The sequence below is a fragment of the Streptomyces sp. NPDC048295 genome (assembly GCF_040652135.1).
Classification (GTDB): domain Bacteria; phylum Actinomycetota; class Actinomycetes; order Streptomycetales; family Streptomycetaceae; genus Streptomyces.
Genome location: NZ_JBEZLL010000047.1, coordinates 1 through 21,653 on the forward strand (window position 1 = coordinate 1; position 21,653 = coordinate 21,653).

Sequence of the window (21,653 nt, forward strand, 5' to 3'; positions counted from 1 at the left end):
CAAGGAACGGACGCTTCCTTTGTACTCACCCTCTCGGGCTTTCCTCCGGGCTTTTCCCTTCGGTCTTGCGTTTCCGACTCTATCAGACTCTTTCGCGTCCGATACCCGGTCGAAGCGGGCCCCCTGCGGAGCAGGAGAATTCTTTCTGCGCTTTTCAGTTCTTCGCTTTCGCGTTTCCCTTTCCGGCGAGACCGACTCTATCAGGCCTTTTCGCTTTCCTTGACCAGCCCCTGCAGGCATGCAGGTGCCGAGTCCGGTTAGAGTCGGGGCTTGAAAGTCGCCGCCGACCCCCGACTCAAAGTCGTGTTGGGGTCAGGCAGGAGTACGACAGTACAGGCCGCCGGGAGTCGAGGCAAATCCCTTCCGGTGCGCTTCTAAGGCCGCGAACCATCAGGACTCGGGCAGAACCGGCACTTCTTATGACTTACGCTGCTGAACAGCACGCCGTCGCCCACAGGCTGTGACGGCGCCGATCAAGCTCCACCCCTGGGAGGCTCCCTATGACCACTGTGACGTCCCCTCTTGCCGGACGCGCCATCGGGCTCGCTGCGGTACCCGACCCGGTCTTCTCCGGCGCGATGGTGGGACCTGGAACGGCCATCGATCCCGTGCGCGAGCCCTCCGAGGCCGTGTCGCCTGTCGACGGCATCATCGTCTCCCTGCACCCGCACGCGTTCGTCGTCGTGGACGAGCACGGTCACGGTGTTCTCACGCACCTCGGCATCGACACCGTTCAGCTCAACGGCGAGGGCTTCGAGCTCCTTGTGAACAAGGGGGACACGGTCACCCGCGGTCAGGGCATCGTGCGCTGGGACCCCGCGGGCGTCGAGGCGGCCGGCAAGTCGCCCGTGTGTCCGGTCGTGGCGCTGGAGGCCACCACTGAATCCCTCTCCGAAGTCCGCGAGGCCGGCGACGTGAAGGTCGGCGACCCCTTGTTCGGCTGGCAGTGACGAGTTCGGCGCGATGACGGCCGACTGGATATCCACCGCGGCGGCACGGACCACCGCACGACCGGAGACGGGTGAAATGGAGACAACGCTGCGAGGCGTCGGTGTGAGCCACGGGGTGGCGATCGGCGAGGTGCGTCATATGGGTACGGCGGTGCTCGAACCGCCGGCCAAGCAGATTCCCGTCGAGGAGGCCGAGCGCGAGCAGGGGCGCGCACGGCAGGCCGTGGAGGCCGTGGCGGCCGACCTGATCGCGCGCGGCAACCTGGCCGGTGGCGAGGCTCAGCATGTGCTCGAGGCCCAGGCCATGATGGCGCAGGACCCCGAGCTGATGGCCGACGTGGAGCGGCGCATCGCCGTCGGCAGCACCGCCGAGCGCGCTGTCTACGACGCGTTCGCCGCGTACCGGGCGCTGCTCGCCAATGCCGGGGAGTACCTGGCAGGGCGCGTCGCCGACCTCGATGACGTGCGCAACCGGATCGTGGCCCGGCTGCTCGGTGTGCCGATGCCCGGTGTGCCGGACAGCGACGAGCCCTATGTGCTGATCGCCCGGGACCTGGCGCCCGCGGACACGGCGCTGCTCGACCCGGCGTTGGTGCTCGGCTTCGTGACCGAGGAGGGCGGGCCGACCAGCCACAGTGCGATTCTCGCCCGGGCGCTCGGAGTTCCCGCCGTGGTGGCGCTCCCCGGTGCCGGTGAGCTCGCCGAGGGCACGGTCGTCGCCGTGGACGGCAGCACCGGTGAGATCTTCGTCGAGCCGAGCGCCGAGAAGCGTGCCGAGATGGAGAGTGCCGCTGCGGCGCGCAAGGCTGCGCTGTCGGCCTCATCCGGTCCGGGTGCCACCTCCGACGGTCACAGGGTCCCGCTGCTCGCCAATGTCGGCGGGCCCGGCGACGTTCCGGCGGCGGTCGAGGCCGGCGCGGAGGGCGTGGGGCTGTTCCGTACCGAGTTCCTGTTCCTGGACGACAGCACGCAGGCGCCCTCCGAGGAGAAGCAGGTCGCTGCGTATCGCGCGGTGCTGGAGGCGTTTCCCGAGGGACGGGTCGTCGTGCGGGTGCTGGATGCCGGGGCCGACAAGCCGCTGGACTTCCTGACTCCGGCGGACGAGCCCAACCCGGCGCTGGGTGTGCGCGGGCTGCGGAGTCTGCTGGATCACCCCGATGTGCTGCGTACCCAGCTGACCGCGCTGTCGAAGGCGGCCCAGGGGCTGCCCGTACACCTTGAGGTCATGGCGCCGATGGTGGCGGACCGTGCGGATGCCAAGGCCTTCGCCGACGCCTGCCGTGAGGCCGGCCTGCAGGCGAAGTTCGGTGCGATGGTGGAGATTCCGTCCGCCGCGCTGCGGGCGCGTTCGATCCTGCGGGAGGTGGAGTTCCTCTCGCTGGGCACCAACGACCTGGCGCAGTACACCTTTGCCGCCGACCGTCAGGTCGGAGCGGTGTCACGGCTGCAGGATCCGTGGCAGCCCGCGCTGCTCGATCTGGTCGCGCTGTCGGCGGAGGCGGCCAGGGCCGAGGGCAGGAGCTGTGGTGTCTGTGGTGAAGCCGCCTCCGATCCGCTGCTGGCCTGTGTCCTGGTGGGGCTGGGTGTGACCTCCCTGTCGATGGGTGCCGCGTCCATTCCCTATGTACGCGCCACGCTGGCGAAGTACACACTCGCGCAGTGCGAGCGCGCCGCTTCCGCCGCTCGTGCGGCGGACTCCGCCGAGGAGGCGCGGGTCGCGGCTCAGATGGTGCTGTCGGGCGAGTAGTCCGCGCTGCCTTCTGTGGTGAAGGGGCTCCCTGCCGGTGGTGGCGGGGAGCCCCTTCGGCTCGTCAGTGGTGCGCCTCCGGCTCGTCCGCGCCGAGGTCGAAGCCCGCGCAGTACTCCACGTGCGGCTCCGGGGCGACCGGTTCGCCGGTGACGGCATCGGTGCAGTAGGCGCTGAACACCTCACCCGCGCTGAGCGGGACCAGGTTGCCGCGGGTCAGCCGCCAGCCGTGCACCCGGTCCTGGGCGCCGGCGCTGCTCGTACGGAGCACGACTCCCCCGGGCCTTTCGAGAGCGACGGCCACGGCGAGCACCGTGACGAACTCCGCGCCCTCCTCGGATTCGAGCCGGGCGGGGCCCGTGGTACCGCGCTCGGTGTGCAGGACGGCGAGCAGGTGCTCGTTGTCGGTGGGGGTGCTGCAGACCAGGTGGTGGGTGCCGGGGCCCGCCGTCTCCAGGATGCGGAGCAGCAGGTGCGAGGCGCGGTCGAAGGCGGCGTGGCCGATGTCCTGGCCGCAGTCCGCGCACTCGCCGAGGCCGGCCAGGAGCGTCGTGGCGTACTCCCAGGTGGCCCGGCGGACGGCCCGGCCGACCAGGAGCGGGATGAGGGTGTCGATGGGTTGTCCGGTGTACGCGACGGTGGCGCCGGCCGATGCGATCTCGGCGGTGAAGCGGCTGCGGCTGGCCGGTGTGTCGGGTGCGATTCCCGATTCGGCGCAGAACTCCGCGTACTCCTCGGGGTCGAAGAGGGCGACCGTGGCGTGCATGCCCTGTGCGGAGAGGGCTTTCAGCAGGCTCTCCACCTGCTGGAGATAGGCGGTGTGGTCGTCGAAGGCGAAGGTGCGGTAGCGCCGCATCGCCGCGAAGTCCTGCTCGTCGGCCAGGAGGCCGATGGTGCTGGCTGCTTCGCGGCGCAGCGCGCGTCGCACGGATGTGCTGTGCCTGTTGTTCCTGATGTGCGCCATGAATCCCCCAGTGCGCCGTCGATCATTGCTCACTCAGAGTAATCAGGGGCACTGACAGTGCGGACGGTCAGTCACGTGTGCGGGCGAGCTCCTCGTAGAAGTGGAGGAGTTCGAGGTTGTCGATCGAGCCGGGATTGACCGCCTTGGCAAGGGGTGTGCCCTGCAGGAGCCGCTTGACCGGGACCTCGATGCGCTTGCCGGTGAGGGTGTGCGGGATGGCGGGGACCTCGATGACCTCGTCGGGGACGTGGCGCGGGGAGAGGTTCTCCCGGATGGTCCGCTTGATGCTGTCGCGCAGCTCGTCGTCGAGCCGCGCGCCTTCGGCGAGGTGGACGAAGAGCGGCATCCAGTAGCCGCCGTCGGGCTCTTCGAGACCGATGACGAGGGATTCGCGGATCTCGGGGAGCCGCTCGACGGCCTCGTAGATGTCGGCGGAGCCCATCCGTACGCCCTGGCGGTTCAGGGTGGAGTCGGAGCGGCCGTGGATGACGACCGAGCCGTGGTCGGTGATCGTGATCCAGTCGCCGTGACGCCAGACGCCGGGGTACATGTCGAAGTAGCTGTCGTGGTAGCGACTGCCGTCGGGGTCGTTCCAGAAGCGGATGGGCATGGAGGGCAGGGGCGCGGTGACGACGAGTTCGCCGACCTCGCCGATGAGTGGCCGGCCGGCCGGGTCCCAGGACTGGAGGTCCGTGCCGAGGCACGGGGCCTGGAGTTCGCCGATGTGTACAGGGAGGGTGGGGACCGCGCCGGCGAAGCAGCTGCAGACGTCCGTGCCGCCGCTGACGGAGGCGATCCACAGATCGTCGGCCACCTCGTCGTGGAGCCAGCGGAAGCCGTCGGGCGGGAGTGGGGAGCCGGTGGTGGCGACGCACTGGACGCGGGAGAGGTCGTAGTCGCGGCCCGGGTGGATACCGGCCTTGCGGCAGGCCATGACGTAGGCGGCCGAGGTGCCGAAGAGGGTGGCTCCGGTCTGTTCGGCGACGCGCCACTGGGCGCTGACGTCGGGGTAGCCGGGACTTCCGTCGTACAGCACGAGGGTGGTTCCGGTGAGGAGGCCGGAGACGAGGAAGTTCCACATCATCCAGCCGGTGGAGGTGTACCAGAAGAAGCGGTCCTCGGGGCTGAGGTCGCAGTGCAGGCCGATCTGCTTGAAGTGTTCCAGCAGGATGCCGCCCTGGGACTGGACGATCGCCTTGGGGAGCCCGGTGGTGCCGGAGGAGTAGAGCACCCACAGCGGGTGGTCGAAGGGGACCTGCTCGAAGACGGGCGCGGTGTCCGCGGAAGTGAGGGCGGACCATTCGAGGGTGCCCTCGGGGGCCTCGGTGCCCAGCAGCGGGATGTGGACGACGGCGCGCAGGGTGGGCAGTTCGCGGCGCAGCTCGGCGACCGTGTCGGCCCGGTGGTGTTCCTTGCCTCCGTAGCGGTAGCCGTCGACCGTGAAGAGGACGACGGGTTCGACCTGCTGGAAGCGGTCGAGGACACTGCGGGCGCCGAAGTCCGGGGCGCAGGACGTCCAGACGCCGCCCACGGCCGCGGTGGCGAGGAAGGCGATCACCGCCTCGGGGATGTTGGGGAGGTAGCCGCTGACGCGGTCGCCCGGCGTGACGCCGAGGGCGCGGAGTTCGGCGGCGAGCGAGCCGACCCGGCGGCGGAGTTCCGACCAGGAGACGGGGATCTGGGTGTGTGTCTCGTCGACGTGGAGCAGGGCGGGGGCGTCCGTGCGCAGGGGGTCCTCGGCGGTGCGCAGCGCGTGTTCGGCGTAGTTGAGGGTGGCGCCGGAGAACCACTGGGCGCCGGGCATGGTGCGGTCGGAGAGAACGGTCTCGTACGGGGTGGAGAACCGTACGTCGAACCAGTCGGCGACGGCCCGCCAGAAGGTGTCGAGTTCGGTCACGGACCACTGGTGCAGTGCCGGGTAGCCGCCCTCGGCCGGTGCTCCGTAGCGCTGGGACGCCCAGCTCTGGAAGCGGGTGACGGCAGCGGCCGCGATGCGGTCGGGGCCGGGCTGCCAGAGCGGGGCTTCGTGGGCTGCGGCGGTCATGGGGCGGCTCCCTGGCTGTACGGGTACGCGGGATGGGCGTGGGTCGCGCACACGTGCTGGGGTGTGCGCGTGAGGCGGCTTTTACGGACGATGCCATGTGATCGTCTTTCGCACCAGGGTTCCCCACCCATGGTCGTGTGTCCGTACATGTGGTCCGGCCACTGGTCCGGCCCCGGGTGAACGGAAGTTGAACGGAGCCCTCGTCCGGCCCGTCGGATGGCAGGGTGAGCCGCATGGACGGTCGTGACCTGGTGCGCTCGGTGAAGATGGTGGGTTCGATGCGGGGGCTGCGTACGGTGCGCTCCTCCTGGCGGCGGCGGAGTGCGGACGCGCGGGCGCTGCCGCCGCGTGGTGCGGAGCGGGCGCGGGTGCCCGGCCCCGTGGTGGGGGCGGAGCCGGAGCCGGGTGGGGGTGTGGTGCGGTTCGCGCGCTCGGAGTTGCGGGTGCGGGTGGCGGTGGGCGGTGCGGTGTTCTGGGGCTGGGACGGGGCGGAGCCGTTGCCGTCGTACGCGCTGCCCGGTGCGGCGCCGGAGCCGGATCCGCGGGCGGTACTGGAGCCGGACAAGGACGGGGGCTGGCAGGTGGTGTCGGAGCGGCTGACCGTCGCGGTGTCGCGGCACGGGGCCGTGGAGCTGCGTACGCCCGGCGGGGTGGTGCTCCGGCGTGCGCTGCCGCCGCGCTGGTGGGAGCCGGTCGCGGGTGGCGGTGCCCGGTGGGTGCAGCGTTCCGAGGTGCCGGCGGACGCGCGGTTCTTCGGGCTCGGCGGCCGGGCGTCGGGGCCCCGGCTGCGGGACGGGGTGTACGGGCTGTGGAACACCGATCCCGGCGGGCGGTTCGGGCCCGGTGACGACCCGCTGTATCTGACGATGCCGGTGCAGCTCGTGGTCGGTGACGCGGGGACGCATCTGATGTTCCACGACAACTCCTGGTCGGGGCGGGTGACGCTGCGCGAGGGCGAGGAGGGGGCGGGCTCGGGCCACGACCGGCCGGGGACGTGCGAGGTGCGGATGGACGGGGGGCCGTTGCGCTGCTGGGTGGTGACGGGGACGCCGGCCCGGGTGCTGCGGGGCTGGACGGCGCTCACGGGTGCGCCGGCGCTCCCGCCGTCCTGGGCGCTGGGTCCGCAGCACGCCAGGTGGGGGTTCGGGAGCGAGCGGGAGGTGCGGCGGATCGTCGCCGGGTACCGGGAGCGGGGGCTGCCCCTGTCCGTGCTGCACCTGGACATCGACCACTACGACGCGCACCGGGTGTTCACCGTCGATCACACGCGCTTCCCCGATCTGCCGGGCCTGGCGAAGGAGTTGCGGGAGGACGGGGTGCGGCTGGTGTCGATCGTCGATCCCGCGGTGAAGGCGGAGCCCGGGAACGCGGTGTTCGACGCGGGGGCGGCGGTCGGGGACGGCGGCGCGTTCGTCCGGGACGCGCGGGGGCGTGTGGTGCGCGGGGAGGTGTGGCCGGGCGAGTGCGTGTTTCCGGACTTCACTGATCCGCGGGTGCGGGAGTGGTGGGGCGCTCTGTACGAGGAGCGGCTGGCGCAGGGGTTCTCCGGTGTGTGGCACGACATGAACGAGCCGGCCTCGTTCGCGGCATTCGGGGATCCGACGCTGCCGCGTTCGGCACGGCATTTCCTGGAGGGGCGCGGGGGTGATCACCGCGAGGCCCACAATGTGTACGGGCTCGCGATGGCGCGTGCCGGCTACGAGGGGCTGCGCCGGCTGCGGCCCCAGGAGCGTCCGTTCCTCTTTTCGCGTTCCGGCTGGGCGGGGATGCAGCGCTACGGGGGTACCTGGTCCGGCGACGTGGCGACGGGCTGGCCGGGGCTGCGGGCCTCGTTGGCGCTGGTACTGGGGCTGGGCCTGTGCGGGGTGCCGTATTCGGGGCCCGATGTGGGCGGGTTCGACGGCTCGCCGTCGCCGGAGCTGTATCTGCGGTGGTTCCAGCTGGGTGCGTATCTGCCGCTGTTCCGTACCCATGCGGCGATCGACGCGGGCCGGCGGGAGCCGTGGGAGTTCGGGCCGCAGGTGCTTCAGCACGCGCGGGTCGCGCTGGAGGAGCGGGAGCGGCTGCGCCCGTACTTCGTGACGCTGTCGCGGCTGGCCGGGCTGACCGGCGCGCCGTATGTGCGGCCGTTGTGGTGGCGTTCGCCCGGGGATCGGGCGTTGCGGGACTGCGAGGACGCGTTCTTGCTGGGTGACGCCCTGCTGGTGGCTCCGGTGCTGGAGCGCGGCGTGGATCGCCGGGCGGTGCGGCTGCCGCGGGGGCGTTGGTACGACACGGTGACCGGTGAGGTGTACGAGGGGCCGGGGCAGGTGCTGCTCGATGCGCCGCTGTCGCGGGTGCCGGTGCTGGCGCGGGCGGGTTCGGTGCTGCCGGTGCGAGGTGCGGACGGTGGTGTGGAGCTGGAGGTGTGGGCCCCGGCGGCGGGGCGGAGCGGGGGCGGGCCGGTGGTCCTGGACGCGGGGGACGGCTGGGAGCGGGCGGAGGTCGAGCGGTACACGTCGCGGTGGGTGGACGGGCGGGTCGTGGTCGAACGGGAGGGCGTGGAGGGGTCGGTGCGCCACCCGGTGCGGGTGCGGGGGTTGTGAGGACGGTCCGTGGCGTGCGCGGGGGTCGTGGGGCCGGTCAGAGGTAGCCGCCGTCGAACCAGGTGCGGACGGCTCGGGTGTGAAGGGGGAAGGCGAGCTCGGTGGGTGCACGGAGCAGCTGGTGGCCGGAGGTCTCTGCGGTGGGGCCGGAGGGCGGGAGGGCGGCTGCGGGGCGGGGCGGGAGGAGGCCGAAGAGGAGCAGGTGGCCGTCCGGGGCGCTGAGGGCGTCGGCGAGGCGGACCTCCCGTTCGTCGGCTGCGATGCCGGTCTCCTCGTCGAGTTCCCGAACGACCGCGTGTCTCCAGTCCTCGTCGTGGTCGATGTAGCCGCCGGGGAGGGCGAGGCCGCCGCGGTGGGGCGGGATGGTGCGGGTGATCACGACGAGGGCGGTGCCGTCGTGGTCGGTGACGGGGAGCAGGGCCACGGCGACCGGCAGGGGATTGCGGTAGGCGGTGCTGCCACAGGCGGTGCAGGTGCGGGGCCAGGTGACGGAGGCCCCGTAGGGCGCTCCGCAGCTGCCGCAGTGGGAGTCCTTGGCCGGCTTCCCTGCCTTGCTCCCCGGCTCGTTTCCGGACGTGCTCCCCGGCTCGCTGTCGGGCTTGCTCTTCGGCTCGGACACGCGCGGACTGTACCGGATCGTCCGGCGGACTCCCCCGTACTACTGGATTATGTGCTCATGACAGGTCTTGCTTCCGCTTTCCGTGTCCTGGCGGCCGCTGCCGCCGCCCTGCTCGCCGTCACCGCCGCCGCCCCCACGGCCCGGGCGCGGCCCGAGCCCAAGGCACCCGAGGAGTTCGTGGCGCTGAGCTCGGTGGATCCGACGATCATCCAGGAGATGCGCTACCCCACCGCCCACAACTTCATGGGCGTCCCGGTGGACGGCTACCGCAAGCCGCTCTGCATCCTGGCCCGGCCCGCGGCCCGGGCCCTGCACGACGCGCAGACCCGGCTGCTGCGCAGGGGCTACTCGCTGAAGGTGTACGACTGCTACCGGCCCCAGCGGGCGGTCGACCACTTCGTACGGTGGGCGAAGGACCTCGACGACGAGACCATGAAGGGCGAGTTCTACCCCCGGGTCGACAAGACGCGGCTCTTCGCGGACGGCTACATCGCGGAGAAGTCCGGGCACAGCCGCGGCAGCACGGTGGATCTGACGCTGGTGAAGCTGCCCGCCGCGCCGACCCCGCCGTACCGGCCCGGCAGCCCGCAGGTGCCCTGCTACGCACCTGCGGCCGAGCGGTTCCCGGACAGTTCCGTGGACATGGGAACCGGATTCGACTGCTTCGACACGCTCTCCCACACCGACGACCCGCGTATCCAGGGAACGCAGCGCGCCAATCGGCAGTTCCTCAAGAGGACGCTGACGGACGCCGGTTTCGTGAATCTGGCCGAGGAATGGTGGCACTACACCTTCAAACCCGAGCTGTTCCCGGACACCTACTTCGACTTCCCGGTGGCCCGGCGGTCCGTCGCGGGGCGCTGACGCCGGTGCGCGGAAGCGGACGGCAGGAACCACCCCCGTGGGTTCCGGCCGCCCGCTTCTCCCTCTCGGACGCGGACCGGCCGTGTCCGGTTGCGGTCCCAGCCACTACGGTGCCCGTATGTCACAGCAGACGTTCGATTCCTACGAAGAGTTCTGGCCCTACTACGTGGCGATGCACTCCAGGGCCGCGACCCGCTGGCTCCATCTGACGGGCACCCTGACCGGGCTCGCGGTCACCGCCTACGGTCTGGCGCGGGGGCGCAAGAGGTACGCGGTCGCGTTGCCGCTGATCGGGTACGGGACCGCCTGGCCCGCGCACTTCCTGATCGAGAAGAACAATCCGGCCACGTTCGGGCACCCCGCCTGGTCGCTCCGCGGCGATGTGCAGATGATCCGGATGATGCTGGCGGGACGCGACCGGGAGCTGGCCGAGACGGCCGCCGAGTGGCTCGCCGAGAACGGCTGCCGCCAGGAGTGCCAGGGATCTTGACGGTCCGTCACGGCAGGAGAGAACTCCTGGCCCGGTCACACGACGGCGCATGGCCCGTACCCCGGTCCGCGGGGGTACGGGCCATGTCGTCCGGGGCCTGTCCGGTCCTGGACGGCCGGGAGGGTCGCTACGTCGCGGCGGGCTCCCGGACACGGTTCTCGCGTGTCACCGCGTCCTCGACGACGGCCACCAGCACGTCCCGTACCGAGCCGCGGTCGCGCGCGTCGCACATGAGCACCCGCACGTCCGGGTCGAGGTCCAGTGCCGCCTGCACCGTCTCGGTGGGGAACTTGTCGGCTCCCTCGAAGCAGTTGACGGCGACGGTGAACGGAATGTCGCGGCGTTCGAAGTAGTCGACCGCCGCGAAGCAGTCCTCCAGCCGCCGGGTGTCCGCGAGCACCACGGCCCCCAGCGCGCCCTGGGCCAGTTCGTCCCACAGGAACCAGAAACGGTCCTGCCCCGGAGTGCCGAACAGGTACAGCACAAGGTCCTCGCGGAGGGTGATCCGCCCGAAGTCCATGGCCACGGTGGTGGTGGTCTTCGCCTCCACACCCGCCAGGTCGTCCACCGGGCGGCCCGCCTCGCTGAGTCGTTCCTCCGTACGCAGCGGCCTGATCTCGCTGACCGCGCCGACCAGAGTCGTCTTGCCCACTCCGAAGCCGCCCGCAACCAGGATTTTCAGGGTAACGGGCTCCACGGGCCGCTTCTTGCGGCTAGAGCGCCCGAAGGCCATTGATCACCTCGCGAAGAATGTTCACGTCCGGCAGCTCGGCCGGCGGAACGGGACGGGTCACATGCACCAGCTCGTCCTCGACGAGGTCGCCGACCAGCACCCGGACCACCCCGACAGGGAGGTCCAGGCCGGCCGCGAGCTCCGCGATCGACTGGGGCATGCCATTGCAGAGTTCGATGATCTCCACGTGTTCCGGGGAGAGCGTCTGGTCCCGGCCGGGATCGTCGGCCTCGGGTTCGGGGACGACGATCGCGATCAGGTCGAGCCGATGACGGGAGGCGCTGCTGGTCCGGCCCCGGGTCATCGCGTACGGACGGACCACCGGCCCCGCTTCGGCGTCGTACCAGCGCGAGGCCTGCGGGTCGGTGGGCGTTGCCGGAGATCTGGAGGATTCGGCGCTCACCGTTCACTCACCCCCCGGCGGACAGACCGGTCGTCCGGGGAGCGTTGGCCAGGTGGGCGCCGACGCGCTTGACCATCAGCGTCATCTCGTACGCCACCTGGCCCACGTCGGAGTCGGCGTCGGCCAGGACCGCGAGACAGCTGCCGTCACCGGCCGCCGTGACGAACAGGAACGCCTCGTCGAGTTCGACGACGGTCTGACGGACCCGGCCCGCGTCGAAGTGCCGGCCGACCCCCTTGGCGAGACTGTGGAATCCGGAGGCGACGGCCGCCAGATGTTCACTGTCCTCACGGGTCAGGTCCTTCGACGTGCCGGTGGCGAGGCCGTCGCTGGAGAGCACCAGCGCCTTGTGGATGCTGGCGACGCGCTCGACGAGTTCGTCGAGCAGCCAGTTGAGCTGGCCGGAGCCCTGGCGTGCGGCGTTGGTTGCTTCGACGTTCGGTGCGGTCATCGACCGTCCCCTCCCGGAGTGGTTCCTTGTGCTGTGTCACCGGGGCCGGTCGCGTCCTCGGCGTTCTGCCGTCGGCCGCGTTGCCAGCCGCGCTGGAGCGAAGCCATGCGGCTGCGCACCTCCTCCGCATCACGCTCGAAGTCCTGGTCCGGTTCCGTTCGGGCCGGCTCGGTGTCGCGGACGACCGATTCCTCGCGCAGTTGCGGAGCGAGACTGGCCTGCCGGATACGACGGGGCAGACCACCCACGGTCTCCCGGACGCTCGGGGCTCTTCGGGACACGGAATCCTCGGATGTGGCGGGCTCGGTGGGTTTCCGGAAGCCGGTGGGCTGCCGGGGTTCGGTGGCCGCCCCTGGACGCGTAACGCCGTCGTCGGGGGACGTGCTGCGGGTGGCGGGTCCGCCCGCGTCGGCGGAGCCCTGCGGGATGCCGGGCCCGGCGCTCGTGGGACGGGCGCGGCCCGCTTCGTCGACCCGGCGGCCGTTGTCGGTGATCAGGGTCGGCGGCTTGCGGCGGGGCAGCGGCACCGGGCCGGCCGGGCGCATCGGACGAACGCCGGCCGTCGGCTCGGCCGAGTGGTCGGTGGCCTGCTGGTGCTGGTCCCGGTCGGCCTCGCGCCGGAGGTCGCGGGCGCGGAAGATGCCGCCGCGTTCGCTCTCGGTGTCGTCGATGTCGGAGGTGCCGCCCAGCAGGGGGTCGAGCAGCGGATCGAGCGCGGGGTCACCGTCGAAACCCAGGGTTCCGACGGGCCCTTCGAGCTCGACGGGCCCGTCGAGGAGGACCGGGTCGACCAGGCCCGTCGGTACGGGCGCGAGGCCCGGGGACCTGCCGGCGGCCCGGCGGTCCGGTGTGCCGTCCCTGCGGTCCCGGTCGCCGCCGGACACCTCGCCGGCCGCCCTGTCGCCGCTGCCGATCGCCCGCTCGGCGCGGCGGTCGAGGCGGAAGCCGGTGCCGTGCGTGTCCGGTGCGTCGGTGAGCAGCGCCGCCGGGATGAAGACGACGGCGGTCGTGCCCCCGTACGGAGAGGTCTGGAGCGAGACACGGACGTTCTGGCGCTGGGCGAGCCGGCTGACCACGAACAGGCCGAGCCGGTCGGTGTCGGAGAGTTCGAACTCGGGGGTCTCGGCGAGCCTGAGGTTGGCGTCCAGGAGGACTTCGGCCTGCATGCCGAGGCCGCGGTCGTGGATTTCGAGCGTGAAGCCGTTGGAGACGCGTTCGCCGTGCACCTGGACCGCGGTGTGCGGGGGCGAGAACACGGTCGCGTTCTCCAGGAGTTCGGCGATCAGATGGGTGAGGTCGGCGACGGCGGGGCCGCCCACACCGAGACGGGGCAGCCGGCGGACCTCGATCCGCTCGTAGTCCTCGACCTCGGCGACCGCCGCCCGCACCACGTCCATCAGCTGGATCGGCTTGCGCCACTGGCGGGACGGGGCCGCGCCGGAGAGGATCACCAGGCCCTCGGCATGGCGTCGCATGCGGGTGGTCAGGTGGTCGAGGCGGAAGAGGTCCGCGAGTTCGTCGGTGTTCTCGGTGCGGCGCTCCATCGCGTCCAGGAGCGTCAGCTGCCGGTGCAGCAGCACCTGGTTGCGGCGGGCGAGGTTGACGAAGACCTCGGAGACGCCGCGCCGCATGTCCGCCTGCTTGACCGCCGCCTCGACGGCCGCCCGCTGCAGTGTGTTGAGGGCCTGGCCGACCTGGCCGATCTCGTCCCGTTCGTACTGGAGGTGCGGGGCCTCCGTCTCGACGTCGACCTGCTCCCCGGCAGCGAGGCGGCGCATCACACTCGGCAGCCTCACACCGGAGACCTCGTGGGCGTCCTTGCGGAGCCGGGAGAGGTCCCGGATCAGCTCCCGTCCGATGCGTACGGAGACGAACACCGAGGCGATCAGGGCGAGGAAGCCGAGGACGCCCGCGATACCGGCCTGGATCAGGACGCTGTAGCCGGCGGGCTTGCCTCGGTCCTGGAAACGGGTGTTCATCTCCGTGGAGTCGTTGGCCAGCCGCTCCAGGACCGGAGGGACGGCCTCCTGCCAGCGCTCGGCGTCGACGGCGCGCGGGTCCTGGGTGGGGCCGCCGTCGATGAGGGTCTTCTCCGCCGTCCGCAGCGGCTCGCTGTCCGGACCCGCCCAGTACTGCTCCACGCGCCGGCGCTCGGAGGCGGGCAGCGCGTCGGCGTTGATCTCGTAGAGCAGCTTGCGGTTGGCCACGAGGTCGGAGATCTGGCGGAGTTCGGAGGCGGTGAGCCGTCCGGCGATCAGCGAGGAGGCGACCAGGGCGTCCTCGCGGGAGAGCATTTCGCGGGCCCGTGAGATGCCGACCAGTGCGCGGACCTGCTTGTCCATCGACACGTTCTCCATCGTGCGGAGGCCGGTCAGGAAGCGGTAGCAGGGGTCTATGAGCCGGCCGTAGAACTCCATCGCCTTGGAGCGGTCGATGCTGCGCCGGTCGACGGACTCGCGGAGCGCGCCCAGGCCCTCGACGGTGCCGAGGATCGAGTTCAGCTGTGCGTCGTCCTCGGAGCCGAGCGCGTCGCGGATGTCCTTCTGCCGGGCGCTGTCCTGGACGCCGGTGAGGACGCGGTCGGTGGCCGCGCGTTGGCGTTGCAGGAGCGGGAGCGCGTCGGAGGCCCTGGGGTCGGCGAGGAAGACCAGAGTCTGGCGGCGCTCGTCCTGGATGGCACGGACGGTGTCCTCCAGAGGGTGGGCGACCTTCTCCACGATGGTGCTCGCGCTCAGCAGGTGACGGGCCTCGCGCCCTGTCAGGTAGGTGGCGAATCCCCAGAGTCCGGTGAGGGAGACGAGGGGCACCAGCAGCAGCGCCACGATCTTCCTGCGGATGGACTTTCCGCGAAAGCGCATGGACTCCCCCAGCTCGACCCCGCGGGGCGGGGGTCGTGTTTCGTCAACAAACGGCGCGAGCCTACTACTGACGGAGTAACAACTCGAAGAGTCTTTCGGATGATTTTCAGCCGCGCTATCCGGCGTTGGTCACGGGTTGTCCTGGTATTCCGGGCAATGAAATTCGCGAAAGCGGCAGAAGAGCCCAGCCATGACTTCATCCTGCCCCCCAGGGCAGTTGGCTGGAATTCTTCGCTTCATACCGACTCGGGGGAATCTTCACCGCGCTTCACTCGTCTCTCTGTACGGGGCAGGGGCAACACGGGCAGGGCCAGGGCCTGTTCGGGGGGATCATGACGGGGGTCGCGATGCCCGATCCGCCGGGCGGGCGTCGCGGGGCGGACGCCGCGAGGCAGGATGGTCCGATCCGCCCGCGTAGAAACGGCGCATGCCGGGCAGCAACCCTGAAGTCGGGCAGCGGTGGGGAGTTGAGATTTCTTGAAAACGGAACAGCGTTGGGGAGCGGTGCCGTCGGCGCCGGCCGTGACGGCGGGTTCGGCCACGGGCCGGGCTGCGATCCCGCGCCAGCAGCTGTGGGTGGAAGAACCCGCGGCACGACGGCGGATGCCGGACCCGGTGCGCGGCTCCGCCGTGCGTGCCGTGCTCATCATGTCGCTGACGATCATCCAGGCCATGGTGGCGTTCCTGTGCACGCTCGCCGGGTCCTGGCTGGCCTTTCCGATGGTGCTGAGCAGCGTGGCCAGCACCGTGGTGGCGACCTGGTCGGTGCTGGACGTCTGGGTCACCCGGCAGGTCTGGAACCAGCGCAACGGCGTGATTTCGGTGCCGAGCAGTTCGGCGCGGCAGTTGCGCCGTGAGCGGCGCAGGGCGCGGCGGGCGGAGAGGACCGCGGAGCGGGACGAGGCCCGGATACGCCGCCGGGGCGCGGAGCGCCTCTCACGGGCCTGAGCAACGGCGGGCCGCAGCCGCGAGTGTCCTCCGGCTCCGGCCCGCGTGTCCCGCCCGCCCTGCTTCCCGGCCCGCCCTACTTCTCCTCGGCTGTGCCGACAGGTGTCGTGGCGCGCTTGAACATGCGGGTGGCGGTGATCTCTCCGTGCACCGTCTCGCCGTTCGGGTCCTGCTGCGGCAGACCGGGGCGCAAATGCTCCTCCACGCTGATGTATTTCAGCCCGGCACGAAGATCCGCGTCATTGCGCAACCGGATGACCAGCGGGAATTCGGCGAGCGCCGTGGTGTCGAAGAGTCCGGTCGTGTAAAGCAACTGCACGCCCAGGGCGTCCGACACCGCGCGCTGGAGCTCCAGCAGATAGGTGGCGTTGGCGCGGCCGATGGGGTTGTCCAGGAAGAGGGTGCCCGCGTGCCGGTGCTGGTGCCGGTCACGGCCCCGGTCGTTGCTGCGCAGCGCGGCCATCGTGCAGTACAGGGCGATGGCGGCGGTGAGCAGCTGGCCGCCGGAGAAGACATCGCCCATCTGTCCGACCGGGACGCGCTCGGCGCGGAGCACCGCGTCCGGCTTGAGGATCTCCACGGCGATGCCCTTGGGCTCCAGCGCCGCCTGCACCCCGCGCAGCAGCAGGGACATGCCGTCCCTGCGCAGATCGGAGTTCTTCTTCAGCGCGGCGCGGGTCGCCTCGTCGACGACCTCGCCGAGCCGCTCGGTGAGCGTCGCCTGGTCGGGTTCCTCGAAGCGGATCCGGAGGAATTCCTGACCGGACCACTCCCCCAGTCCTTCGGGGAGCCGGGAGAGCCGCTGGGCGGATCGCAGCGTGGTGAGCGCGGACTCCACGAGACCGCGGAGCCGGTCGACGATGGAGTCGCGGTTGCGCTCCAGCTGGGCCAGCTCGTCGGTGAGTACCCGGAGCCGGGGCGCGAAGGCGACGGCCCACTTCTCGGCGTGCTCGGGCAGCGCCGCGGCGGGCAGCTCGCGGATCTGCTGACGGGCAGGGGTGCGGACCTGTTCGTAGCGCGTGGAGTTGGCGTGCCGTACGAGGACGTCGCTCGCTTCCCGTACGGCGCTCTCGGCGGTGGACAGGTCGGCGGCGCAGCCGCGCAGTGAGCGGCGCGCCTCGGCGGCGGACCGGCGAGCCTCGTCGAGGCTGCCGGGGTACGGCTCGGGGGCCTCGGTGTCGTCGTCCGCGCCGTGGTCCCTGAGCACGTCGCGCAGGAGGGCCGCCGTCTCGTCGAAGCCGCCTGCCGAGTCCTCGGCGGTGCGGTGGGCGTGCAGCAGCTCGGCGTGGGCGGCGCGGGCGGTGTCCAGGGCCTCGGTGGCGGAGGCCAGTTCGGCCGTGGCGGTGCGCAGGAGGGTCTGGGCCCGGTCGGCGTCGGCGGGGACCAGCTCCTCGGGGAGTTCGGTGTGGTGGGGCTCGCCGTCGGCCGGGGCCAGGCGTTCGGTCTCGCCGCGGAGCCGGCCCAGCTGCTCGCTCGCCGTGGAGGCCCTGGTCTCCAGGAGCTGGACCAGGGACTCGGCGCGGGCGGCGGCCGCCTGCCGGGAGGGGCCGTCCGCGCCGTCGGTGCCTTCGAGGAGCTGGGCGGCGCGGGTGCGGACCTTGTTGGTGAGCCGGTCCAGCTCGGCGAGGGCGGCGCTCTCGTCGCTCTCCGCGCGGGCCTGCTCGGCGCGCAGGTCGGCGCCGACGCCGACCTTCTCGTACAGCTGGGACGCGGCCCGGTACGCCTCGCGCAGGGCGGGGAGCGCGGGGCGCGGGATCTCGTCGTCCCCGGGCTCCGGGAGCTGCTCGGGGGCGCCGGCGATCTCCGCCCGTTCGGCGCGCAGGGCGCGCGCGGTGCGCCGGGCGTCGTCGGCGGCGCGCTGGGCGGCCCTGCGGTCCTCGTCGGCGGCGCGGGCCCGCTCCAGGCAGACGGTGGCACGGGCTTCGGACTCGGCCGCCTCGTCGACGAGTTCACGGAGCTTCACCTGCCAGCCCGCGCGTTCGCGGAGCCGGTACGCGAGGCCCGCGAGGGCGTCGGCGGCGCGGCGGGCGCGCTGTGCGGCCTCCTGGCGCTCGTCACGGACGCGGGCGGTGTCCGCGGCGGCCTCGTCCGCCTCGGCGCGGACCGTACGGGCCTCGGCGAGCCCGGCCTCGGCGGTCCGAGCGGAGGTGCGGGCGGTGCGGGCGGCCTCGGCGAGCTCGGCGAGCATGCCGGGCGGGCAGTCGGCCCGCCAGGAGCCGATGCGGGCGGCGAGGGAACGGTCGCCGGTGAGGCGGGACGCGAGGGTGCGGATGTCCTCGTCCCGGGCCGTGGCCCGGCTCCTGAGGGCCTGCCGCTCCTCGTCGGCGGCGTGCTCGTCGTGCATCGCCGGGTTCGGCGGGACGAGGAACACGCCTTCCGTGTCCGCCGACGGGCCGGTGCCCGCCGCCGGGACGGGAGCGAGCAGCGCGGCGGCGGTGCCGACGGCGACGGCGGAGCGCGGCAGCAGCGCGGCGCCGCTCAGCACCTCACGGGCGCGGGCGTGCGAGTCGGGGTCGGTGATGACCACGCCGTCGACGAGCTCGGGACGGGCGGCGAGGACGGCCGCGTGGTCGGCGGGGTCGACGGCCTGGGCGAGGTAGCGCCAGCCGGGCAGGGCGGGGATGCCGTGCTCGCCGAGGTACTCGACGGTGGCGAGGACGTCGGGTCCGGGCGGCAGCAGTCCGCCGTCGCCGAGTGCGCCGAGGATGCGGGAGTCGTCGGCGGCCGCGGTGCGCAGTTCGAAGAGGCGGCGTTCGGCGGAGGTGATGGACTGGTCGAGCAGCTCCCGCAGTTCGTCGGCGCTGCGGTCGAGTTCCTGGGCGGTGAGCGGCTGTTCGTGGGCGGTGGTCTGTTCTGCCGTGGCGGTGTGGGTGCCCTGGGCCGTGTGGGAGGGGTGAGCGGGGTGAGTCGCCTCGACCGCGCGGCCGGTCGTCTCCGCGGCGGTCCTCCGGTCGGTGGTGTCCGAGCCGTTCTGGGCCTCCGGGTCCGTTCCGGCCGCGCCGCGACGGGGCCGGGGCACGCCGGTGCCGTGTGCCGCGGGCAGGCCCAGCAGGTCGGCCAGCCGGTGGTCGGCGGCGATCGACTCGGCGGCCCTGAGCTCGGCCTCGTAGGACTGTTCCGCGGCGTGTGCGGCATCGGCGGCGCGCGCCGCCGCGAGTTCGGCGCGGCTCTCGGCGGCCGCGGCCTCCCTGGCCACGTCGGCCGCCGAGCGGGCGGCCCCCCTGGCGGTGTCCCACGCGGCGACGGCGGAGGTCTCGGCGTCGCTGGCGGCGAGGGCGGCGCGCGCCGGGTCGGCGTCCGGCGCGGTGTCGTCGAGCCAGCCGGCCCGTACCGCCTGTGCGGTCTCCTGCTCGACCTCGGCGAGGCGCTGGCGCAGATGTCCGGCCTCGCTGCGGGCGCGCTGGGCCTCGGTGGCGGCGGTGGTGGCGTCCCGGTGGGCGGTCTCGCCCGCGGCCTGGAGGGTGTCGGAGCGCTCCTCCTCCTCGTTGGCGAGCGTCTCGCCGGCCTCGGCGGCGGTGTGCAGGGCCCGCACGAGGTCGGCGGCGGCCCGGGCGCGGGCGGCGAGCGCGGGGGCGGCATCCCGCTCGGCCTCGCGGATGGCGGCGGCCACCCGTGCGGAGCGGTCGGCGGCGGCGCGGTGGCGCAGCACCGCCTCGGCGGCCTGCCAGGCGGAGTGCAGGGTGCGGGCGTCGCCCAGCTCGCGGCGTTGGGCGGCGGCGCCCTTCTCGGCCGCGGTCAGGGCCAGGGAGGCGTGCCGGAAGGCCAGTTCGGCGGCGATCAGGGCGCTGCGGCTGCGGGCCTGTTCGGCCGTGCTGACGGTGTGCGCGGCGCCCGTGACCCGCTGGGCCAGCTCGGCGGTCCGGCCGCGTTCCTGTCCGGCGCGGGCGGAGAGCCTGCGGGCGAGGGTACGGGTGCGGCGCTCGGCGCCCGCGTGGATGTCCCGGGCGCGGGAGCGGATTCCGGCGGCCTCCACGATCCGGCCGAGGAGGTCGACGGAGCCTGCGGTGAAGTCGCGCTCGGCGGTCAGTTCGGCGCGGCGGCCGAGCTTGTTGCCGAAGCCGCTCACCAGGTCGGCGAGGCCGTCGGTGTCGCGGGTGTCGGTGACGGCGCGGAGCAGCAGGTCGGTGAAGTCGGAGTCCTTCTTGACCGCGAAGAGCCCTGCCGCCTCGCCCTCGTCGGCGTTCATCTCACGCTGGTAGCGGAAGAGTTCGGGGTCGAGTCCGAGGTCCCCGAGGTGTTCGTTCCAGCGGTCGTGGATCTCTTCCCAGTGCACGTCGAGGTGCTGGTAGAACTTGCCCGCCTCGGTGAGGGCGTCGCGGAAGCCCTTCATCGTGCGCCGTCGGCCCTGGGCTCCGGAGACGCCTTCGGCGGGCCGGCGCACGGACGTCGCCTCGGCGACCGGCAGGGAGTCCAGGCTGAGGCCGGGGCCGGGCCGGAAGGAGTACCAGGCCTCGGCGAACTTCCGCGGGTCGTTGGAGACCTGACGGCCACGCCATTCGCTGACCTTGCCGACGACCACGCACTCGCCGGTGAGGGTGTGCTGCCACTCCAGGGCGACGTGCCCGCAGTCGTCGGCGAGCAGGAACTTGCGCAGCACGCCGGAGCTGGCACCGCCCAGGGTGTTGCGGTGGCCGGGCAGCATCACCGAGAAGATCAGTTTCAGCAGCACCGACTTGCCGCCGCCGTTCTCCAGGAAGAGCACACCGGCGGGGGCGGGGCGGCGCGGCGGGCCGACCGGCTCCTCCTCGAAGAACTCCGCCTGGGCCGGTGCGGGGTCGGGCACGGGCTCGCCCACTCCGCGCAGGTCGAGCACGGTGTCGGCGTAGCGTGCGCCGGCAGGTCCGATGGAGTAGAGGCGGACCCGGGACAGCTCGTACATGGCGGCGGACTCTCGTCGTTCAGGCAGAGGGCGGTGGCGGTGGCGGGGCGGGGCCGGTCAGGCGTGGAAGGGCAGGCCGGCGTCGGCGGCCAGTTCCAGGTCGTCGGTGCCGGGCGGCGGCAGCAGCGTCGCCGTGCCGTCGGTGACCGGTACGACGCCGAGCTCCAGGAGTTCGGCCATGGCGGCGCTGCCGGCCATGTCGCGGACCTGGAGCTGGTAGCGGGCGGTGGTGCGGAAGGCGCCTCCGGCGTCGTCCCCGGTGCGCTGGAGGAAGCCGGAGTCGGTGAGGAAGGCGACGGCCTTGCCGACGATTCCGGTGGTGGAGCCGGCCAGTCGCCGGGCGTCCTTGGTGGCGCCGGTGGAGCTGCGCCGGGCGTAGATCCGCCAGGCCGCTTCGAGTCCGGGGGCGTCGGTGGCCGGGTCGGTGTTGTCGCCGTGCTCCTCGGCGCGCTCCTCCAGGCGGTGGCAGGCCTGGCGGACGAAGGAGTCGACGCCGTTGACCGTGATCCGGCCGATGTACGCGTCGTCGGCGAGGTCCTCGGGGCGGGGGAAGGCCATCGCGGCGACGGCCAGGTGTGCGAGCCCGTGCAGGAAGCGGTCGGCGGAGTCGGACGAGGCGCGGCGGGCGTAGTCGCCCATGCGGACGGCGAAGACCGAGTCCTCGTCGGCGGTCACGGCCATGCCCGCGCGGGTGGACACTTCCAGGACGATCAGGCCGAGTCCGGTCGCCACGGCGTCGGCGAGCCGGGCGAAGGCGGGTTCCTCCCGGTAGCGGCGGAGCAGTTCGGCGTATTCGGCGTCGCGTGCGGGCAGCAGCTTGGGCTGGAGGCCGAAGGCGACGAGCCGGGCGGCGTCGGCCGCGTCGGCCGGGGTGACGGGCGCGGTGGCCGCGGGGCCCGCCGGCTCTGCGGGCCCGGCGCCCTCGGTCGCGTACCCGGCGGTCGGCTCGCCCCACGCGTCGGCGTGCTGTGCGCGGTGGTCGCTCACGACTGTCGCTCCTTGTTGCGGAAACTCTTCGGTACGGGGTGGACGGCGCCGGCTCTCGCGGTGTCCGTCCGGGGCGGCGCGGTCCGGTCGGTGGCGTGGGTACCTGCGGGGGCCGGCCGGGTCGGTGTGCG

At 72.5% G+C, this 21,653-nt stretch carries 15 protein-coding genes; 6 read left to right on the forward strand and 9 right to left on the reverse strand.

The genetic code is table 11. The features are described from left to right. The first annotated feature begins 500 nt into the window (after nucleotides 1-500). Together AB0D53_RS39665 and ptsP are read left to right on the forward strand one after the other, a co-directional pair. The gene (locus AB0D53_RS39665; RefSeq protein ID WP_362454227.1) at nucleotides 501-950 is read left to right on the forward strand and encodes a PTS glucose transporter subunit IIA; all 450 of its coding nucleotides are present in this window, start codon (nucleotides 501-503) and stop codon (nucleotides 948-950) included. Nucleotides 951-1,026: 76 nt separating this feature from the next. Next, nucleotides 1,027-2,697 (forward strand): phosphoenolpyruvate--protein phosphotransferase, encoded by a 1,671-nt coding sequence (gene ptsP, locus AB0D53_RS39670; protein WP_362454228.1) that lies wholly within the window; start codon nucleotides 1,027-1,029, stop codon nucleotides 2,695-2,697. A 64-nt stretch (nucleotides 2,698-2,761) separates the two neighbouring features. On the opposite strand, the gene AB0D53_RS39675 is transcribed toward ptsP, so the two are convergent. Together AB0D53_RS39675 and AB0D53_RS39680 are read right to left on the reverse strand one after the other, a co-directional pair. Then, entirely contained in the window at nucleotides 2,762-3,661 is a 900-nt protein-coding gene (locus AB0D53_RS39675; protein ID WP_362454229.1) for a hypothetical protein, read from the reverse strand. Between the two features lie 67 nt (nucleotides 3,662-3,728). Then, nucleotides 3,729-5,705 (reverse strand): acetoacetate--CoA ligase, encoded by a 1,977-nt coding sequence (locus AB0D53_RS39680; RefSeq protein ID WP_362454230.1) that lies wholly within the window; start codon nucleotides 5,703-5,705, stop codon nucleotides 3,729-3,731. A gap of 233 nt (nucleotides 5,706-5,938) precedes the next feature. Between AB0D53_RS39680 and AB0D53_RS39685 the strand changes: the two genes are divergently transcribed. Then, nucleotides 5,939-8,290 carry a TIM-barrel domain-containing protein gene (locus AB0D53_RS39685; protein WP_362454231.1) on the forward strand — a complete coding sequence of 784 codons (2,352 nt, stop codon included), beginning with the start codon at nucleotides 5,939-5,941 and terminating at the stop codon, nucleotides 8,288-8,290. A 37-nt stretch (nucleotides 8,291-8,327) separates the two neighbouring features. Here the strand turns inward: AB0D53_RS39685 and AB0D53_RS39690 are convergent, their stop codons facing one another. After that, on the reverse strand, nucleotides 8,328-8,909 hold the full coding sequence (locus tag AB0D53_RS39690) for an NUDIX domain-containing protein (protein WP_362454232.1): 582 nt from the start codon (nucleotides 8,907-8,909) through the stop codon (nucleotides 8,328-8,330). A 57-nt stretch (nucleotides 8,910-8,966) separates the two neighbouring features. Here AB0D53_RS39690 and AB0D53_RS39695 point away from each other — a divergent pair, with 57 nt between their 5' ends. Both AB0D53_RS39695 and AB0D53_RS39700 read left to right on the forward strand, forming a co-directional pair. Next, nucleotides 8,967-9,773: a M15 family metallopeptidase gene (locus tag AB0D53_RS39695; protein WP_362454233.1), complete on the forward strand. Its 807-nt coding sequence runs from the start codon at nucleotides 8,967-8,969 to the stop codon at nucleotides 9,771-9,773. 118 nt (nucleotides 9,774-9,891) lie between these two features. Then, a complete protein-coding gene (locus AB0D53_RS39700; protein ID WP_362454234.1) occupies nucleotides 9,892-10,263 on the forward strand; it encodes a DUF962 domain-containing protein in 372 nt (123 codons plus the stop codon). A gap of 127 nt (nucleotides 10,264-10,390) precedes the next feature. On the opposite strand, the gene AB0D53_RS39705 is transcribed toward AB0D53_RS39700, so the two are convergent. From AB0D53_RS39705 to AB0D53_RS39720, 4 genes are read right to left on the reverse strand one after another with little or no spacing between them, the layout of a single operon-like run. Then, entirely contained in the window at nucleotides 10,391-10,996 is a 606-nt protein-coding gene (locus AB0D53_RS39705; RefSeq protein WP_362454235.1) for an ATP/GTP-binding protein, read from the reverse strand. Beyond that, nucleotides 10,977-11,399, reverse strand: a complete 423-nt coding sequence (locus tag AB0D53_RS39710; RefSeq protein WP_072489358.1) for a DUF742 domain-containing protein — start codon at nucleotides 11,397-11,399, stop codon at nucleotides 10,977-10,979. The genes AB0D53_RS39705 and AB0D53_RS39710 overlap by 20 nt, the downstream gene beginning before the upstream one ends. 7 nt (nucleotides 11,400-11,406) lie before the next feature. After that, nucleotides 11,407-11,850 (reverse strand): roadblock/LC7 domain-containing protein, encoded by a 444-nt coding sequence (locus tag AB0D53_RS39715; RefSeq protein ID WP_362454236.1) that lies wholly within the window; start codon nucleotides 11,848-11,850, stop codon nucleotides 11,407-11,409. Next, a complete protein-coding gene (locus AB0D53_RS39720) occupies nucleotides 11,847-14,708 on the reverse strand; it encodes a nitrate- and nitrite sensing domain-containing protein (protein ID WP_362454237.1) in 2,862 nt (953 codons plus the stop codon). Before AB0D53_RS39720 ends, AB0D53_RS39715 begins: the two co-directional genes overlap by 4 nt. Before the next feature lie 504 nt (nucleotides 14,709-15,212). Between AB0D53_RS39720 and AB0D53_RS39725 the strand changes: the two genes are divergently transcribed. Continuing rightward, nucleotides 15,213-15,656: a hypothetical protein gene (locus tag AB0D53_RS39725; RefSeq protein ID WP_362454248.1), complete on the forward strand. Its 444-nt coding sequence runs from the start codon at nucleotides 15,213-15,215 to the stop codon at nucleotides 15,654-15,656. 76 nt (nucleotides 15,657-15,732) lie between these two features. Here the strand turns inward: AB0D53_RS39725 and AB0D53_RS39730 are convergent, their stop codons facing one another. Together AB0D53_RS39730 and AB0D53_RS39735 are read right to left on the reverse strand one after the other, a co-directional pair. Next, nucleotides 15,733-20,535: a hypothetical protein gene (locus tag AB0D53_RS39730; RefSeq protein WP_362454238.1), complete on the reverse strand. Its 4,803-nt coding sequence runs from the start codon at nucleotides 20,533-20,535 to the stop codon at nucleotides 15,733-15,735. Nucleotides 20,536-20,592: 57 nt separating this feature from the next. Continuing rightward, nucleotides 20,593-21,522 (reverse strand): hypothetical protein, encoded by a 930-nt coding sequence (locus AB0D53_RS39735; RefSeq protein ID WP_329817191.1) that lies wholly within the window; start codon nucleotides 21,520-21,522, stop codon nucleotides 20,593-20,595. Nucleotides 21,523-21,653: the final 131 nt, after the last annotated feature.

Bases quoted from the DNA above. Each gene is read 5' to 3' on its own strand.
- AB0D53_RS39730 (WP_362454238.1), bottom strand. From the start codon at position 20,535: ATGTACGAGCTGTCCCGGGTCCGCCTCTACTCCATCGGACCTGCCGGC.
- AB0D53_RS39715 (WP_362454236.1), bottom strand. From the start codon at position 11,850: ATGACCGCACCGAACGTCGAAGCAACCAACGCCGCACGCCAGGGCTCC.
- AB0D53_RS39680 (WP_362454230.1), bottom strand. From the start codon at position 5,705: ATGACCGCCGCAGCCCACGAAGCCCCGCTCTGGCAGCCCGGCCCCGAC.
- AB0D53_RS39720 (WP_362454237.1), bottom strand. From the start codon at position 14,708: ATGCGCTTTCGCGGAAAGTCCATCCGCAGGAAGATCGTGGCGCTGCTG.
- AB0D53_RS39695 (WP_362454233.1), top strand. From the start codon at position 8,967: ATGACAGGTCTTGCTTCCGCTTTCCGTGTCCTGGCGGCCGCTGCCGCC.
- AB0D53_RS39685 (WP_362454231.1), top strand. From the start codon at position 5,939: ATGGACGGTCGTGACCTGGTGCGCTCGGTGAAGATGGTGGGTTCGATG.
- AB0D53_RS39705 (WP_362454235.1), bottom strand. From the start codon at position 10,996: ATGGCCTTCGGGCGCTCTAGCCGCAAGAAGCGGCCCGTGGAGCCCGTT.
- AB0D53_RS39675 (WP_362454229.1), bottom strand. From the start codon at position 3,661: ATGGCGCACATCAGGAACAACAGGCACAGCACATCCGTGCGACGCGCG.
- AB0D53_RS39700 (WP_362454234.1), top strand. From the start codon at position 9,892: ATGTCACAGCAGACGTTCGATTCCTACGAAGAGTTCTGGCCCTACTAC.
- ptsP (WP_362454228.1), top strand. From the start codon at position 1,027: ATGGAGACAACGCTGCGAGGCGTCGGTGTGAGCCACGGGGTGGCGATC.
- AB0D53_RS39665 (WP_362454227.1), top strand. From the start codon at position 501: ATGACCACTGTGACGTCCCCTCTTGCCGGACGCGCCATCGGGCTCGCT.